This is a genomic window from Flavobacterium sp., from assembly GCF_035456225.1.
Taxonomy (GTDB): Bacteria; Bacteroidota; Bacteroidia; order Flavobacteriales; family Flavobacteriaceae; genus Flavobacterium.
Genome location: NZ_DATIDM010000126.1, coordinates 1 through 17,002, shown reverse-complemented (window position 1 = coordinate 17,002; position 17,002 = coordinate 1). Strand labels below are relative to the sequence as shown.

The window sequence follows — 17,002 nt, the reverse complement described above, 5'->3', positions numbered from 1 at the left end:
CCTAATTGGAACCGGCATTTCGAAAAAAGGCACTGAAGCATGCGAGGTACTTTGACTGATTGTTATTTTTGCCAGGCCGGCTCCCCAGTTTTGCGCTGTTATGTGATACGTCGGATAACCTTCTTTGTAAATCCAATCGTTAAAAAATTCGGTAAAATCCATTCCGGAAACAGCTTCCAGGTGGGATTGTAATTGGGGAGATATCGCGTAACCATAAGCCAGTTCCGGGTCGTTCAGGTAGTTGCGCATTGCCTGAAAGAAATCGATATCGCCCATTTTAAACCGAATCATATTGGTTACCATCGAGCCCTTATTATAGGTGAGTCTGTAATCAAAAATCCTTCCGACATTATCGAGTTGCTCATCTTTCAGGTATAAATTGCCGCCGGGTTGCGAGGTGACGCTGGTGATTTTGTCGGTTTTCCAGTTGATGAAACTTTGGTCACCATCCATGTTCTCAATGATTAACCCGGATAAATATTCGGTAATGCCTTCGTTTAACCAAATGTCTTTCCAGGATCCGCAGGTTACTTTGTCGCCAAACCACTGATGTCCCATCTCATGGGAGATTAATTCTCTACCCCAGTTACCCACAAAAGAAACCGTTGAGTGTTCCATTCCGCCACCCCAGCCAAATTGTGCATGCCCGTATTTTTCATTGCGAAAAGGGTAGGGTGTAAAAAGCGATTCATACATGTTGATGATTCCCGGTGTAACGGCCAAATTATTTTGTGTGCTGGACGCCGTTTCAGGATAAATATAGTTGATGATTGGAAAGAAAGGACTCTCTGGCGTACCTAAACCCCCTTGTTGGTTAAAAATCTGATAATTGGTTACCGCAATCGCAATCAGGTACGCAGGAATAGGGTAGCTGTGATGAAAATGTGTGGTTCTATTCGACCCATTTATGGTTTGTGATTGTTCCAGTCCGTTTGAAACACTTATGTATTGGGACGGGGCAGTTATGTAAACATCGATGCTGTTGACTTTGTCGTTCAAATCCTGTTTGCACGGCCACCAATCGCGGGCACCATAAGGTTCGGAGAGTGTCCACATTCCCGGTATCCCATTGTGTGTGGAAATTGTAAAAGCACCGAAACCGTTTACGGGAGGTATACCGGAATAGGATATTTCGACGCTATTGGATGTTCCTGATAATTGAGTGGTTGGGAATGTGATTTTTAATTCATTGTTTCCGGTTTGGAGAAATACCAAATTAACACTGCCTTGTCTTACGCCGCTTACCGACATTTCATTCGCCAGGTCGAAGGTAATTGTACTCATGTCTTCCAATGCCGTAAAAGTTGTTGTGATTTTTCCTGTGATAAAATGTACGGCAGGATCAACGGTAAACTCCAGTTTATGATAAGTAATGTCGTAATTTTGAGTATTGGGATTTTCCCTGAAATTCATTCTCCCTGCAGCAGCTTTCATTTCGGCATGTGCCAAGTGTCGGGTGTCCTTTTCTGCCTGTTGAGAAAATCCGAAACCTGTGATGAGCAATGCTAAAAGTAGGGCAGTTTTCTTCATGTTTTGTCGGGATTTCTTCAAATTTAGAAAATAAATTAATCAGATATCGAGGTTTGGTTAAATATTAATGGGTTATTGATGCGTGATATGCTTAACTTTCGGTATATGTATTAAATTTAATGAAACAATTCCTTAAATTTGTTCACTTTAAAAATCAATACGTATGTTACAGATAGCTTTTATCAGAGAAAATCAGGAAAAAGTAATCCAGGCGTTGGCAAAAAGAAATTTAGATGCCGGCGAAATGGTTGCGAATGTGGTTGCTTTAGACGAGAAACGTCGTGCCACTCAAGTGGAATTGGATACTGTTTTAGCCGAATCCAACAAGCTATCGAAGGATATTGGCGAACTGATGAAAAATGGTGAAAAATCCAAAGCAGAGATTTTAAAGGAAAAATCAACCCAGTTGCGTGAAAAAGGGAAGGAACTTTCTGAAGCTTTAAACGTTGTTTCGGATGAGCTTACCCAGGAATTGTATAAATTACCCAACACCCCGGCCGACATTGTTCCGAACGGTAAAACTCCTGAAGATAACGAAAATGTTTACCAGGAAGGTGAAATCCCAGTATTGCACGAAGGTGCCTTACCACATTGGGAACTGATTAAAAAATATGATATAGTAGACTTTGAATTGGGAACGAAAATTACCGCTCCCGGATTCCCAGTATACAAAGGAAAAGGCGCAAAACTTCAAAGAGCTTTGATTTCGTATTTCCTTGATAAAAATACGGATGCCGGTTACCGTGAATATCAGGTGCCTCATTTGGTAAACGAAGCATCAGGATATGGTACAGGACAGTTGCCGGATAAGGAAGGACAGATGTACCACGATGCCAAAGATGATTTGTATCTGATACCAACTGCCGAGGTTCCGGTAACGAATATCTGGAGGGACGTGATTTTACAGGAGAATGAATTGCCGGTTATGGCAACGGGCTATACGCCTTGTTTCAGAAGAGAAGCAGGTTCGTGGGGTGCACACGTTCGCGGATTGAACCGTCTGCATCAGTTTGATAAAGTGGAAATTGTTCGTATCGAGCATCCGGAAAAATCTCACGAAGCTTTAGACGGCATGGTGGAACATGTGAAAGTATTGTTGCAGGAATTGAAATTGCCGTACCGTATTTTACGCCTTTGTGGTGGTGATATGGGATTTGCTTCAGCCTTAACATACGATTTCGAAGTATTCTCCACGGCTCAAGATCGTTGGTTGGAAATTTCTTCGGTTTCCAATTTCGAAACGTTCCAGGCGAATCGTTTAAAACTGCGTTTCAAAGGGAAAGACGGTAAAACCCAGTTGGCACACACTTTAAACGGAAGTTCATTGGCATTGCCACGCGTATTGGCCGGAATCCTTGAAAATTACCAGACGCCGGAAGGAATCGTAATCCCGGAAGTATTGCGTAAATATACCGGCTTTGATATTATCGATTAAGGTACTATTTCAATCATAATTAAAAAAGCAGACTTTTCAGTCTGCTTTTTTGTTTTTATTAGAAAGTTGCTTATTGTTTGGCGGTGGCAACATTCAAGCCGATACCCAGAACATTTGGCAAATACGGATAAGTAAATGAATTGGACACGGCGATTTTTACCTTGTGATTTCCTTTGGCCAATTTTACGTTTTCTTTGATTTTAAAGTTTAAATCGCAGATATCGCCCAGACATTCACCTAATTCCTTACCGGTATCGTCTTTGATTTTTAAATCGATAGTGAGTTTTTCCTGTTTTCCGGAAGGATCCGTGATGGTAAACTCCAAAGGGACGTGTGGAAATTGATAATCATATACATGACTGAACCTGAACGTCAAATCATAGGATTTTGTATCGTCTGAAATGGTAAAATCATAGGTTTTTCCATCGGCTTGCGTCCATCGGTTATCTGGAAAATCTTTGTCTAATTTGCTGTAAATATCTGCTTTGTTGCAGGAAACAAAAAGCACTGTTGCACAGATTAAAAGTAATGCTCTAAAAGTCATATTTTTTGATAATTAATTAGATAATTTTGTTTATGTTGTAGAAAATGTTTACCCAAATAATTCCGAAACGACATCCTCAACCTTTGCCACCATTCTTATATCAATCAGCGTGTTTTTAAGCGATATTTTATTGTATTTGGAAACGTAAATGGTCGAAAAACCCAATTTTTCAGCTTCCTGTATGCGTTGTTCCACGCGGTTTACCGGACGAATTTCACCCGAAAGACCAACTTCTCCTGCAAAACAGAAATTCTTTTCTACCGAAATATCTTCGTTCGATGAAAGTATCGCCGCCACTACAGCCAAATCGATTGCCGGATCATCCACGGAAATTCCTCCCGTCACGTTCAGGAACACATCCTTGGAACCCAAATGAAAGCCGGCACGTTTTTCCAGTACGGCTAAAATCATGTTGAGACGCTTGGCGTTGTAACCTGTAGTACTTCGTTGCGGAGTACCATAAACTGCGGTAGAAACCAAGGCCTGTATTTCAATCATCAAAGGGCGCATGCCTTCTAATGTTGATGCAATGGCAGTTCCTGAAAGTTCTTCATCTTTATGGGAAATCAAAATTTCGGATGGATTGGTTACCTCCCGTAATCCGGATCCCTGCATTTCATAAATACCCAATTCGGCAGTGGAACCAAAACGGTTCTTGAGCGAACGTAAAATACGGTACACATGATTTCGATCCCCTTCAAACTGCAAAACGGTATCGACCATGTGCTCCAGGATTTTCGGCCCGGCAATGTTGCCATCTTTGGTGATGTGTCCGATCAGGATGACAGGCGTATTGGTTTCCTTGGCAAATTTTATCAGTTCGGCAGTAGTTTCCCTGATTTGTGAAATGCTTCCGGCTGACGATTCGATATAATCCGTATGCAATGTCTGTATGGAGTCGATAATCACGATTTCCGGTTCTATTTCTTCAATCTGACGGAAGATGTTCTGCGTTTTAGTTTCGGTCAGTATATAGCAATTATCGCTGTTAGAGGTGATTCTTTCAGCGCGCATTTTTATCTGCTTCTGGCTTTCCTCTCCCGACACATAAAGGGTTTTGTACGGTAATTTTAAAGAAATCTGTAGTAAAAGTGTACTTTTTCCAATTCCTGGTTCGCCACCTAAAAGTGTTAGGGAGCCAGGTACGAGTCCGCCACCTAAAACCCGGTTCAGCTCACCGTCTGTGGTGTCTAACCGGATTTCTTCGGCAGAATCAATTTCGTTTACTTTTAGAGGTTTTGCAGCCCTTTTAACCGCTGATGTTTCGGTTTTCCAGGCCACTTTTTCTTCTTTGTGAATGACTTCTTCAACAATGGTGTTCCATTCTTTACAAGATGTGCATTGTCCTTGCCATTTGGCAAACTGTGTGCCACAACTCTGGCAAAAAAAGGAGGTTTTTATTTTGGACATTATTATTGTTTCGGTTGTTCGGCAGGTGTTTCAGTAGGAGTTTCCGTTGGTGTTTCAGTAGGAGTATCTGCTGGTGTTTCTGCAGGGGTTTCCGTTGGCTCTTCTGTTGCTTCTGTTTTACGATCTTTTCCTTTTTTCAGCTGTCCTTTGATGGCATCGGCACGTTCCAGCATCATGTCTTTGGTCAGATCGCGAATCGGTGCCTGTCCGAAAGCGGCCATAAAGGCTTTTTGTGCTTTGGCCGGCTCTCCTGTGTTGTCATAATACATGGCTTTGTGATAGTCGCTCAACATGGTTTTGGGATAGTTTTTCTTTGCCAATTCTGAAAGCGGAAGGAAATCTTCGTAGTTTTTATTTTTCATGATGGCAGCTTCAATAGCTTTGAAATCGGAAAGGCGGATTCTCGGCATAAAGCCCAGCTTCTTTTGGATGTTAGTATATTTGTCAACCAAATACTGCGTATGTCCTTTTTCCAATTTACCTAATTTCTCCTGAAATTCATTCATGGAAATCGGTTGATAGCCTTCAAAAATTGCGGTTATGGCATTGTTGATGGCAAAAGGAACCAAAGAGTAGTGCGAAGTGTTTTTAAAATCGTCAAAAGCGTATTTAACAAAATCATTTTTCACCGCTTTGGCACCTTCATCGAGAACCTTAATGCGGTCTCTCATGTCTTTTAAATCACCGTCGGCTGTAGCCAGATAATAAAAAATTGGTTTTTGGGCGATCTTAAGTCGGTCTGGAATGCGGATTTCCATTTCTTCCGGTAATTCCGGGCTCAAGCACAGGTAGGCATTGAAAACCGGATTGTCTTTATACAGATATGCATTTAAAAATGAAGCTGTTAAATCGTGTCCGACAATCATGCGGAAAGGGGCTACACGAAATTTCTTTTCAATGTAAGGCAGTAATTCGATTCCGATGAACTCGAAGAATTTGGCTCCTTGCTCGGTTGGAAGTCCGTCTTCGTCAAACTGGGTGTCGTATTCGCGCTCGTTGCTTTTGTTTTGATTGATTCCTACGATAATTACTTCCGGAAGGTCATCCCAATAAGCACCGTATTTCATGGTTCCCATTACAGGATCCAATAAAAACTCACTGTCCAAAACCACAAAAACCGGATATTTTTTATCTTTAGACGATTCATAAGATGGTGGAAGTATAATACTGATATCGCGGGCAACGCCTAATTTTTGAGATTCAAACGGTTCGTCAAAGCGCTGTGCAAACAGGGAACCCGTTACAAACGTGAGAAGTAGGAGCAATTTGGTTTTCATGGAATTTACTGTATTTAGCTGTTAAAATAGAACAGCAATATAGCAAATTATTTTTTCCGATTGAAAACAGGTAAAAGTAAAAACGAAATCCCACCCAAAAGCACGACCAGTGCGGTTTGTGAGGACCATAAAATCCAACCGAATGCCGTTCCCGCTGTTTCCGGGATGTTGTAAAGTAAAAGAATTTGGGCAATCATTAACGGGAAAGCGCCAAATCCTCCGTTGGTGAAGGTTACGGCTAAACTTCCGACAACAAATGCGGTGATAATTACACCCAGGCCGATGCTGCTGGTTTCGGGTAAGGCAAATACCGCCGAATAGAACGTCAGTACGTACGAAATCCAAATGACTGCCGTATATATCATGAAGGGTATGCGGTGTGGCATTTTGAATGCGCTTAAAAGGCCTTCAATCAAACCGGCAATTTTTTCTTTTATGAATACTATCGGTTTCCAATTCGAATAAATGAAAAGTAAAACAACGCTTATAAATCCGAATGCACCAATGAATCCGACATAAATCAGTTTTTCAACCGGGATGATGGTGGAAAGAAAGGCCTGCAGTTGGTCGAATTGGAGTATGAGCGCTGTAAGGATGAATCCGATAAGTATAAAAAGATCGATGACGCGCTCGGCAATAATGGTTCCGAAAGCCTTGTCGAAAGGAATGTCATTGTATTTTTTCAGCACCAGCGCACGGGAAACTTCTCCCGAACGGGGAACCGTGTAATTCATCAGATAACCAATGCAAACTGCCGAAAAATTATTCGGGAAATTGGAAAGATACCCCATTTGTTCCAGTGTGTAACGCCAACGGTACCCCCTAGCGGCCAGACTGACAACGGAAAAAAAAGACGAAATCGCGATGAAACTGTAATCGGCATTTTTGAAATAACCTTTCATTTCATCCAACTGCTGGTCGGTGAACTTGTTGTAAGTGTAAAAAACCAAAAAAACTCCCAACAAGAGCGGGAGTGCGATTCCGAGAGTTTTTTTGATTTTTTCGTTCAAACTTATGTTAGTGAATTGTCATTTTCGTTAGGGAAAACTATGGCCGGTTTGAAGGTTTTTGCTTCTTCGCAGGTCAGGATTCCGTAGGCAATGATGATGATGATATCACCTTTATGGACTTTTCTCGCTGCCGGGCCGTTCAGGGTAATTTCCCCACTGTTTTTTGGGCCGGTAATGGCGTAAGTTTCCAATCGTTCCCCATTATTCAGGTTTACGATCGATACTTTTTCTCCTTCATGAATGTTGGAAGCTTCCATTAGCGCTTCGTCAATGGTAATACTTCCGATGTAATTTAAATCGGCTCCAGTCACCTTTACGCGGTGAATCTTGGATTTAACAACGTGAATTTGCATACTGCAAAGTTATATCAATTTAGTGAAATATTATCTATCAATCGGATGTTGTTTATGAAAACGGCAACAAAACCGCGGTATTTTTTGGTTTTGCTCTTTCTTTTGCAAGGTAACAACGTGGCTTCATCGGCGATTTCAAAATACTCCAATTGGAAATTCGGGTGTTTTTTGAATTCATTGGAAACAAAATCAATAACTTCTTTTGCGGATTGTCTTTCGAATTTTGTTTTTGCTGCTTCTAATATTTTGTAAATCAATACTGCCTCGTTCCTTGCATCTTCCGAAAGACGTTCATTGCGGGAACTCATCGCAAGGCCATTGGGTTCACGATGAATCGGGCAGCCGTGGATGGTTACCGGAAGTTGGTGTTTTTCCGTCATCTTTTTTACAATCTGCAGCTGCTGAAAATCCTTTTCGCCAAAATAAGCATTATCGGGAGTTACAATTTCAAACAGTTTTTTAACGATGGTTCCCACGCCGTCAAAATGACCCGGACGGTGAGCGCCTTCCATTTGCAGCTCGAGGCCATCGTAGTCGAAGTGCGCGGATTTTGTTTTTCCTTCATAGATATCCTCTACGGAAGGAGCATATACAAGGATGCCGTCGGAAAGGGTTTTTATTTTTTCCACATCGCGCTCGAGAGTTCTTGGGTATTTGGCTAAATCTTCGGCGTTGTTAAACTGGGTAGGATTCACAAAAATGCTTACCACAGTGATAGTGTTGTTTTTTAAAGATTCCTCCATCAGTGACAAATGGCCCTGATGCAAGGCACCCATGGTAGGGACAAAGCCGATTTTGGTTTTTTGAGAGCGAACTGTCTCCAAATGTGCCGTTAAATCAGACTTTTTATTGAAGATTAACATTTTCTTCCGGTTTAAATTGAATGCAAACTTACTATTTTGTCAAATAACTGCATAAATTTTTGTAATTTTGCCTGTTTTTTGTACCCAATTTTAAAAAATAAAATACAAATGGAGGATAAGAGGATATTGTATGTATCATCTGAAGTAGTGCCTTACTTGGCTGAAAATGAGGTTTCTTTAATGTCGTATGACGTGCCTAAAATGATCAATGATCAGGGAGGGCAAATACGCATTTTCATGCCGCGATACGGAAATATTAATGAGCGCAGGCATCAATTGCACGAAGTGATTCGGCTGTCGGGAATGAATTTGGTGGTGAACGATATGGATATGCCTTTGATTATTAAAGTTGCTTCGATTCCGAAAGAACGCATTCAGGTTTATTTTATCGATAACGACGAATATTTCAAACGCAAAGCGACCTTCACAGACGAAGAAGGTGTAATGTATCCGGATAATGACGAACGCGCCATTTTCTTCGCCAAAGGCGTGGTGGAAACGGTTAAGAAACTGAATTGGGTACCGGATATTATTCACGTTCACGGTTGGATGGCGGCTATGTTGCCGGTATATATGAAGCATTTCTACAAAAACGAAGCGCTTTTTGCCGACACTAAAATCGTTACATCCGTGTATGGTCAGTCTTTTGACGGTACATTAGATACAGAGATGCTTAAAAAAGTGATGTTCGATAATGTTCCTGAAGAAGCAGTAGGGGATTTGGCCGAACCGAATTTTGAAAACATCATGAAAGCTTCGATTTTGCATTCGGATGCGGTGATTATCGCTTCTGAAGATGTGTCTCCAAGTTTAACAAAATTTATAGAAACTTCAAACAAACCTTTTTTACCTTTCGTCCCGAAAGAGCAATTTGCAGAGGTATACACTAATTTCTACAAAACAAAGGTTTTATAATAAACGGATTTACAAAACATGAATAAACTTTCATTAGTTAAGAGAATTTTATTGCTGGTTCCCGTGGTTTTTTTTGCTTCTTGCGACAAAGAATTCAATACTATAGGGGCTGATATTGTCGGAAAAGATTACTTTCAGTTTAAGAAAGATTCGTTTGAGGTAAAAACTAATAATTTCCTTACTGGACCGGTACAGACCAATAACCTGACTTTGAATTCGCTTGGGACTTATACAGATCCCAAATTTGGAGAAACTACGTCCCACTTTGTGACGCAGGTTGAGATGCAAAATACAACTAGTATAACTGTAAATACTAATGCGGTAATCGATTCAGTTTGGGTATATGTGCCGTTCTTCAGTCACCAAACCGGTACTGATGACAATGGGATTAGAGAATTCATGTTGGATTCGATTTACCCCAACCCCGAAAAGGCAGGCGTGGATTTAGATAACAATAAATTCAAGTTAAAGGTTTACGAAAACGGTTATTATTTAGGTAGTTACAATCCGAATAATGCTGGGGGGGTGGAACGTCATTATTCCGATGAAAAAAATAAGGTTGATAATGTTAAACTGGGAGCCGGTCCTAATAATGTTCATGTGGTTAATGGGGCGTATTTGAATAATAGTTCGGAACACGCGGAAAACGAAGAGTTTTTCTTTAATAATGAAGAGCGAATCATTTATAAAACGAATGGGCAAGGACTTTATTTGGGAGCTGACGGGGAAGAGTTGGATGATGAAGACCAGGGCGATATTTCAAAACGTGTGGTTAAAGAACGTTTTGTGCCGGGAATATGGTTGAATCTGAATAAGGAATATTTCAAGAAAAGAATTTTACAAGCGCCTATCAGTACGTTGAAAAACAACAATGTGTTTAAGGAGTATTTTCGAGGATTGTATTTCGAGGTTGAGCAAATTCCGGGAGGTTCAGGGGCTTTGGCTTCGTTGGATTTCTCCAAAGGGTTTATCAGAATCACCTATAACATGGATACGGCTACGGATAACGATAATAACCCCCAAACACCTACACCAACAAGACTTAAAAGGTTTTTGCAGATGAAGTTAGGAGGAAATTGTATTAACTTTTTCGACAATAACCACACACTGCCAACCAATGCCGATCAAATGTGTTTAAAAGGAGGAAATGGTTCGGTTGCTTATATCGATCTTTTTGGAGAAGATGGACCGGATGATGGAATAGTACCGGATCAGTTGGATGCGTTACGGACAAGCGGCTGGTTAATCAATGAAGCAAATTTGACATTTTATATTGATGACAATGATATTGACGGAATGGGTAAGGAGGGTCAAATCGAACCAAACAGGCTGTATCTTTATGATTTTAAAAATAAAAAGCCTATAGTTGACTATTTGGCAGACGGTTCTACCAATAGTTCGAATCCTAAAAACAATAAACGTGGATTTGGTGGTATAATTGAAAAAGAAAACGGAAAAGGAGTTAAATACAAATTAAGGCTGACAGAGTATTTAAAGAGTGTTATAAAGCATGCGGATTCAACGAACTACAGGTTGGGGATAGCTGTTTCCGAAAGTATAAATATTACGACAAATGCCTATCTGAAACCGGCTTCCGGACAGCAACCTGATGCGGTTGTTCCGCTTTCTTCAGTGCTTTCGCCGTTGGGAACGATCTTGTTTAATGAAAATATTCCGCAGCCGCTTCCGGGTACTCCAAACAATCATCCCGATATGATTAAATATAAAAAAAGACTTAAATTAGAGATTTACTATACAAAACCTGACTAATTATGTGTGGAATTGTTGGATATATAGGTCATAGAGATGCTTATCCTGTGATTATCAAAGGTTTGAAAAGATTGGAGTACCGTGGATATGACAGTGCTGGTCTTGTTTTGTGCGAAAACGGAAAGTTTAATCTTTCCAAGACTAAAGGGAAAGTTTCCGATTTAGAAGCTAAAGCCGCAAAAGAGCTTTCTTTAAAAGGTACTGTAGGCATGGGGCATACCCGTTGGGCGACTCATGGGGTGCCTAATGATGTGAATTCCCATCCTCATTTTTCGAATTCGGGTGAATTGGTAATTATCCATAACGGAATTATCGAAAATTATGAGCCACTTAAAAAAGAATTGATTAACAGAGGTTATGTTTTTCATTCTGACACCGATACGGAAGTTTTAGTTAACCTGATTGAGGAAGTACAGAAGAAAGATAATCTTAAACTAGGAAAAGCAGTTCAGGTTGCTTTAAATCAAGTGATCGGTGCATACGCAATTGCGGTTATGGATACGAAATCACCCGACGAAATGGTTGTGGCGCGTTTGGGAAGTCCATTGGCTATAGGAATAGGTGAAGATGAATTCTTTGTAGCATCCGACGCATCTCCTTTTATTGAATATACTACGAATGCTATTTATCTTGAAGACGAAGAGATGGCGATCGTTCGTTTGCATAAACCGATGAAGGTTCGTAAAATCAAAGATGATACTTTGGTTGATCCGTACATTCAACAGCTTCAGATGAATTTGGAGCAGATTGAAAAAGGAGGCTATGATCATTTCATGCTGAAAGAGATTTATGAGCAGCCAAGTGTGATTAAGGATACCTACAGAGGTCGGTTACATGCCAATAAAGGTATTATTCAAATGGCCGGTGTTGAAGATAATCTTGAAAAATTCACCAATGCCAATCGTATCCTTATAGTTGCCTGCGGAACTTCGTGGCACGCCGGATTGGTGGCAGAATATATTATTGAGGAATTTGCTCGCATTTCTGTTGAAGTGGAATATGCTTCCGAATTCCGTTACCGTAATCCTATTATTTATCCTGATGATGTGGTGATTGCCATTTCACAATCGGGAGAAACCGCGGATACGTTAGCGGCCATCAAGTTGGCTAAAGAAAAAGGTGCTTTTGTGTTCGGAGTGTGTAACGTGGTAGGTTCGTCTATTTCGCGTGAAACTCATGCAGGTGCTTATACGCATGCCGGACCGGAAATCGGAGTGGCGTCTACTAAAGCGTTTACGACACAAATTACGGTACTGACCATGATAGCGCTTCGTTTGGCGAAAGCCAAAGGGACGATGAATAATTCGGATTACCAGCGTTACCTGCTAGAATTGGAGTTGATTCCTGAAAAAGTGGAAGAAGCTTTACAAACCAATGAAGTAGCAAAAACCATTGCGGGAATTTACAAAGATGCGCCGAATTGTTTGTATTTAGGACGCGGATATAATTTCCCGGTAGCCTTGGAAGGCGCATTGAAGTTAAAAGAGATATCCTATATACATGCGGAAGGTTATCCGGCGGCCGAAATGAAACACGGTCCGATTGCGTTAATCGACGAGCATATGCCTGTGGTGGTAATTGCGCCTAAGCAGAATCATTATGATAAAGTGGTAAGTAATATTCAGGAGATAAAAGCCCGAAGCGGGAAAATCATTGCTGTGGTTACCAAAGGCGATACGCAGGTACGCGCGTTGGCGGATCACGTTATTGAGGTTCCTGATACATCAGAGGCTTTAACGCCATTGTTGGCGACGATCCCATTGCAATTGCTTTCTTATCATATTGCAGTGATGCGGGAATGTAATGTCGATCAGCCGAGAAATCTTGCAAAATCGGTTACAGTAGAATAGTAAAAAAAGCGGATTTTTAGGGTCCGCTTTTTTTATTGTAAAAAATTCAAAAATTAATTTTCGTTTTTTGCATTTTAGAACTATCTTTGCGCTCTGAAAAAAGAGGTTTTTTCAAGAAACGTAAATAGCTGTTTAATAAATACATAAGCAATGTCTAAAGTTACAGGAAAAGTTGCACAGATTATCGGACCGGTAGTTGACGTGGTATTCGACACGAAAAATGCCGAACTTCCAAAAATTTATGATTCATTAGAAATCATTAAAAAAGACGGTTCAAAATTAGTACTTGAAGTACAATCTCACGTAGGTGAAGATACAGTTCGTACTATTTCGATGGATTCAACGGATGGTTTAAGCAGAGGGACAGAAGTGGTGGCAACGGGTAATCCAATCCAGATGCCAATCGGAAAAGATATCTATGGTCGTCTATTTAATGTAATCGGTGACGCTATTGATGGTCTTGGAGATTTGCCAAAAGAAGGTGAGAATGGTTTGCCAATCCACCGTCAGGCTCCAAAATTCGAAGATTTATCAACTTCAACAGAAGTTTTATTTACAGGTATCAAAGTAATCGATTTGATCGAGCCTTATGCAAAAGGAGGTAAAATTGGATTGTTTGGTGGTGCCGGTGTAGGTAAAACGGTATTGATCCAGGAGTTGATCAACAATATTGCAAAAGGTCACGGTGGTCTTTCTGTATTCGCTGGAGTAGGAGAAAGAACACGTGAAGGAAATGACTTACTTCGTGAGATGTTAGAGTCAGGTATTATCAAATACGGTGATGATTTCATGCACTCTATGGAAAATGGAGGATGGGATTTGTCAAAAGTTGATAAACCAGGAATGAGAGAATCTAAAGCTACTTTCGTTTTCGGTCAGATGAATGAGCCACCAGGAGCTCGTGCTCGTGTTGCATTGTCTGGTCTTTCTATCGCTGAATACTTCCGTGACGGAGCTGGTGAAAGTCAAGGGAAAGATGTTTTATTTTTCGTAGATAATATCTTCCGTTTTACACAGGCAGGTTCTGAGGTATCGGCGTTATTAGGTCGTATGCCATCTGCGGTAGGTTACCAACCAACATTGGCAACTGAAATGGGTGTGATGCAGGAGCGTATTACGTCAACTAAAAAAGGTTCCATTACTTCCGTACAGGCGGTTTACGTACCTGCGGATGACTTGACAGACCCGGCACCGGCAACAACGTTTGCTCACTTGGATGCTACAACGGTATTGTCTCGTAAAATTGCCGAGTTAGGTATTTACCCTGCGGTAGATCCATTGGATTCTACTTCTCGTATCCTTACTCCGGAAATTTTAGGAAAAGAGCACTACGCTTGTGCGCAAAGAGTAAAAGAAATTTTACAGAAATACAAACAATTACAGGATATCATCGCGATTTTAGGTATGGAAGAGTTATCTGAAGAAGATAAATTATCAGTATCAAGAGCTCGTCGTGTACAGCGTTTCTTGTCTCAGCCGTTCCACGTTGCTGAACAGTTTACAGGTATCCCTGGAGTATTGGTTGATATCAAAGATACGATCAAAGGATTTAACATGATTATCGACGGTGAGTTAGACCACTTACCTGAAGCAGCGTTCAACTTGAAAGGTACCATCGAAGATGCTATCGAAGCTGGACAGAAAATGTTAGCTGAAGCATAATTTAGTATTCAGTTGTCAGTCGCAGTATTCAGAACTGAGACTGTAAACTGAGACTGTAAACTAAACAAATATGATTTTAGAAATTGTATCACCGGAAGCCACATTATTCAAAGGAGAAGTTACTTCGGTAGCGGTTCCGGGAGTAAATGGTGAGTTCCAGATGTTAAACAACCACGCGCCTATCTTGTCGTTGTTAGGAAAAGGGAACGTGAAAATTGTTGGTTCAGGATTGAAAATCGCAAAGGAATTTGTGACTAAATTCAACAAAGTGAACGAACAGACCTATTGGTTGCCTATCGAATCGGGAACAATCGAATTGAATGACAATAAAATAATTGTTTTAGCTGATTAAGACAATTGAAAATAAGAAAAAAAGTCCCGAGAAATCGGGACTTTTTTTATAATACACAGCAACAGCATTACTAAATTCGTTACGTGCCGAATGGGTGCCGTTCGTTTTCAAATTATAAATTAACAGATGAATATGACTTTAATACAAATTCAATGTTTAAATTTATAGCTTATTTGTACCAATGAGAATCAACTTTGCTTTCATACTGCTTTTCTTCTCGCTAACCGTTTTCTCCCAAAACGAACAGTTGGCGCAGAATTACTTTGACCGTGGCGAATTTGAAAAGGCGGTGGTGGTTTATGAGGATGTCCTGAAGTTACAGCCTTACAATTACGCAGTTTTACAGAAAACGATTGCCTGTTACCAGCAATTGAAACAATACGATAAAGCCGAAAAGCTTATAGAAAACCGTATTGAGAAAATGAAGATTGATAACCTCTATGTCGAGTTGGGGTACAACTTCCAATTGCAAAAAAATCAGGAAAAAGCCAATAAATATTACGACATTGCTTTAGATAAAATACGTGAAAATCCTAATAATACCTATGGAATTGCGTATGCTTTTGAGCAGAAAGTGTTGGTTGAAAGAGCTATTCAGGCGTATGAAATCGGAAAAAAAGCCAATCCGAATTTTAATTTCGATTATCAGTTGGCCTTATTGCAGGGACAATTGGGGAATATGGAATTGATGACCGACAAACTACTCGATTTCGCTTTTTCCAACCCGACGAACCTTCCGATGGTGCAAAACCAACTCACGCGATTCATAACCGAGGATGCCAGTGAGAGTTTCAATGCCTATCTGAAAAAAGCTTTGTTGCTTCGAACACAGAAAACGCAGGATATCTTCTGGAATCAGTTCTTGAGCTGGTATTTTGTTCAGCAGAAAGAATTCGGAAAAGCATTCGTTCAGGAAAAAGCAATTTTTAAACGCTCTCCGGACAATTTTTTTACTATTATCAATCTGGCCAAACTGGCTATACAGGACTCTGAAACAGAGACGGCGACTGAAATACTACATTTCATTCTGGATAATACACAAGATTTGGAACTGCAAATGGAGGCACACCATCATTTGCTTACTATGGAAATCAAAAAAGCTACTGAAAAAGAGTATCCGGGGATAAAAGAAAAACTTGATTTGCTTTTGAAGAAATACGGAATTTCTCCCTATTCACTGCACCTGCAGACGCTTTCTGCTCATTTTGAGGCGTTTTATCTGAAGCAGTTCGAGCCGGCGAAAAACACCCTCGGCAAAGCTTTGGAATTGCCTTTGAACAATTACCAGAAAGCAGAGGTAAAGGACGAGTTGGCCGATATTTTACTGCTGAATGAGAAATTTAATCAGGCGATTATCTATTACGGCCAGATTGAGGAAGATCTGAAAAATGACGAAATCGGACATCAGGCCAGTCTGAAAATGGCCAAAGCCAGTTATTTTAAAGGCGATTTCGAATGGGCGCAAAAACAGTTTAAGGTCCTTAAAGCATCTTCTTCTCAATTAATAGCAAATGATGCGCTGGAATTGTTTTTGCTTATCAGCGACAATACGGTGGAAGACAGCACACAGGTTGCCTTAAAGAAATTTGCTAAAGCCGATTTCAAACTGTATCAAAACAAAGATGCAGAGGCATTGGTTGGCTTTAAAGCGATTTTAACAGAGCACAAAGGTCAGGCCATAGAAGATGAAACGCTGCTGAAGATTGGGCAATTGTATGAAAAACAAAACGATTTCCAACAGGCGTTACTTTACTACCAGCGTATTCTGGACGATTACAAGGAAAGTATTTATACTGATGAAGCCTTGTTTTATTCTGCCGAAATTTATCGCAAAAATTTAAATGATGTCGAGAAAGCAAAAGCGCTTTATGAAAAGGTGATTTTCAACCATCAGGACAGCATTCATTTTGTCGATGCCCGAACGAATTTCAGAAAACTCAGGGGCGATACGAATTTATGACAGACATTTTAGAAGATTAGACATTTTAGAAGTTGGATATTTTAGAAAGTCAGACATTTGGAAAATCAAAT

The 17,002-nt window shown here is 40.4% G+C and carries 14 protein-coding genes; 7 read left to right on the top strand and 7 right to left on the bottom strand.

Annotated features, from left to right (window positions below; translation table 11 throughout):
• Positions 1–1,530: M1 family metallopeptidase (locus tag VLB74_RS07565; protein ID WP_325202851.1), on the bottom strand; the 1,530-nt coding region annotated here is incomplete at its 3' end.
• 163 nt (positions 1,531–1,693) lie between these two features.
• Between VLB74_RS07565 and serS the strand changes: the two genes are divergently transcribed.
• Complete coding sequence (gene serS, locus VLB74_RS07560) at positions 1,694–2,965, top strand: serine--tRNA ligase (protein WP_325202850.1); 1,272 nt, start codon at positions 1,694–1,696, stop codon at positions 2,963–2,965.
• Positions 2,966–3,035: 70 nt separating this feature from the next.
• On the opposite strand, the gene VLB74_RS07555 is transcribed toward serS, so the two are convergent.
• The 6 genes from VLB74_RS07555 to panC are packed head-to-tail and all read right to left on the bottom strand — an operon-like array spanning position 3,036 to position 8,422.
• Positions 3,036–3,509 carry a gliding motility lipoprotein GldH family protein gene (locus tag VLB74_RS07555; RefSeq protein ID WP_325202849.1) on the bottom strand — a complete coding sequence of 158 codons (474 nt, stop codon included), beginning with the start codon at positions 3,507–3,509 and terminating at the stop codon, positions 3,036–3,038.
• Between the two features lie 48 nt (positions 3,510–3,557).
• Positions 3,558–4,919: a DNA repair protein RadA gene (gene radA, locus VLB74_RS07550; protein WP_325202848.1), complete on the bottom strand. Its 1,362-nt coding sequence runs from the start codon at positions 4,917–4,919 to the stop codon at positions 3,558–3,560.
• Positions 4,920–4,921: 2 nt separating this feature from the next.
• The gene (locus VLB74_RS07545; protein WP_325202847.1) at positions 4,922–6,196 is read right to left on the bottom strand and encodes an alpha/beta hydrolase; all 1,275 of its coding nucleotides are present in this window, start codon (positions 6,194–6,196) and stop codon (positions 4,922–4,924) included.
• A gap of 47 nt (positions 6,197–6,243) precedes the next feature.
• A complete protein-coding gene (locus tag VLB74_RS07540; protein ID WP_325202846.1) occupies positions 6,244–7,206 on the bottom strand; it encodes a lysylphosphatidylglycerol synthase transmembrane domain-containing protein in 963 nt (320 codons plus the stop codon).
• A 2-nt stretch (positions 7,207–7,208) separates the two neighbouring features.
• Entirely contained in the window at positions 7,209–7,559 is a 351-nt protein-coding gene (panD, locus tag VLB74_RS07535) for an aspartate 1-decarboxylase (protein ID WP_325202845.1), read from the bottom strand.
• A 14-nt stretch (positions 7,560–7,573) separates the two neighbouring features.
• Positions 7,574–8,422: a pantoate--beta-alanine ligase gene (gene panC / locus VLB74_RS07530; RefSeq protein ID WP_325202844.1), complete on the bottom strand. Its 849-nt coding sequence runs from the start codon at positions 8,420–8,422 to the stop codon at positions 7,574–7,576.
• A gap of 108 nt (positions 8,423–8,530) precedes the next feature.
• On the opposite strand from panC, the gene VLB74_RS07525 reads away from it, so the two are divergent.
• The 6 genes from VLB74_RS07525 to VLB74_RS07500 all read left to right on the top strand — a co-directional run bounded on the left by VLB74_RS07525 (position 8,531) and on the right by VLB74_RS07500 (position 16,931).
• Complete coding sequence (locus VLB74_RS07525; RefSeq protein WP_325202843.1) at positions 8,531–9,337, top strand: glycogen/starch synthase; 807 nt, start codon at positions 8,531–8,533, stop codon at positions 9,335–9,337.
• A gap of 18 nt (positions 9,338–9,355) precedes the next feature.
• Positions 9,356–11,107, top strand: a complete 1,752-nt coding sequence (locus VLB74_RS07520) for a BamH family beta-barrel-assembly machinery protein (protein WP_325202842.1) — start codon at positions 9,356–9,358, stop codon at positions 11,105–11,107.
• 2 nt (positions 11,108–11,109) lie between these two features.
• Positions 11,110–12,957 (top strand): glutamine--fructose-6-phosphate transaminase (isomerizing), encoded by a 1,848-nt coding sequence (gene glmS, locus VLB74_RS07515; protein WP_325202841.1) that lies wholly within the window; start codon positions 11,110–11,112, stop codon positions 12,955–12,957.
• A 150-nt stretch (positions 12,958–13,107) separates the two neighbouring features.
• Positions 13,108–14,619 (top strand): F0F1 ATP synthase subunit beta, encoded by a 1,512-nt coding sequence (gene atpD / locus VLB74_RS07510; protein WP_325202840.1) that lies wholly within the window; start codon positions 13,108–13,110, stop codon positions 14,617–14,619.
• 70 nt (positions 14,620–14,689) lie between these two features.
• A complete protein-coding gene (locus VLB74_RS07505; protein WP_325202839.1) occupies positions 14,690–14,971 on the top strand; it encodes a F0F1 ATP synthase subunit delta/epsilon in 282 nt (93 codons plus the stop codon).
• 181 nt (positions 14,972–15,152) lie between these two features.
• A complete protein-coding gene (locus VLB74_RS07500) occupies positions 15,153–16,931 on the top strand; it encodes a tetratricopeptide repeat protein (protein WP_325202838.1) in 1,779 nt (592 codons plus the stop codon).
• Positions 16,932–17,002: the final 71 nt, after the last annotated feature.

What these genes read in the sequence shown, in the direction of transcription:
- serS (WP_325202850.1), top strand. Translation starts at nt 1,694, where the DNA reads ATGTTACAGATAGCTTTTATCAGAGAAAATCAGGAAAAAGTAATCCAG.
- VLB74_RS07555 (WP_325202849.1), bottom strand. Translation starts at nt 3,509, where the DNA reads ATGACTTTTAGAGCATTACTTTTAATCTGTGCAACAGTGCTTTTTGTT.
- radA (WP_325202848.1), bottom strand. Translation starts at nt 4,919, where the DNA reads ATGTCCAAAATAAAAACCTCCTTTTTTTGCCAGAGTTGTGGCACACAG.
- VLB74_RS07545 (WP_325202847.1), bottom strand. Translation starts at nt 6,196, where the DNA reads ATGAAAACCAAATTGCTCCTACTTCTCACGTTTGTAACGGGTTCCCTG.
- panD (WP_325202845.1), bottom strand. Translation starts at nt 7,559, where the DNA reads ATGCAAATTCACGTTGTTAAATCCAAGATTCACCGCGTAAAGGTGACT.
- panC (WP_325202844.1), bottom strand. Translation starts at nt 8,422, where the DNA reads ATGTTAATCTTCAATAAAAAGTCTGATTTAACGGCACATTTGGAGACA.
- VLB74_RS07525 (WP_325202843.1), top strand. Translation starts at nt 8,531, where the DNA reads ATGGAGGATAAGAGGATATTGTATGTATCATCTGAAGTAGTGCCTTAC.
- VLB74_RS07520 (WP_325202842.1), top strand. Translation starts at nt 9,356, where the DNA reads ATGAATAAACTTTCATTAGTTAAGAGAATTTTATTGCTGGTTCCCGTG.
- glmS (WP_325202841.1), top strand. Translation starts at nt 11,110, where the DNA reads ATGTGTGGAATTGTTGGATATATAGGTCATAGAGATGCTTATCCTGTG.
- atpD (WP_325202840.1), top strand. Translation starts at nt 13,108, where the DNA reads ATGTCTAAAGTTACAGGAAAAGTTGCACAGATTATCGGACCGGTAGTT.
- VLB74_RS07505 (WP_325202839.1), top strand. Translation starts at nt 14,690, where the DNA reads ATGATTTTAGAAATTGTATCACCGGAAGCCACATTATTCAAAGGAGAA.
- VLB74_RS07500 (WP_325202838.1), top strand. Translation starts at nt 15,153, where the DNA reads ATGAGAATCAACTTTGCTTTCATACTGCTTTTCTTCTCGCTAACCGTT.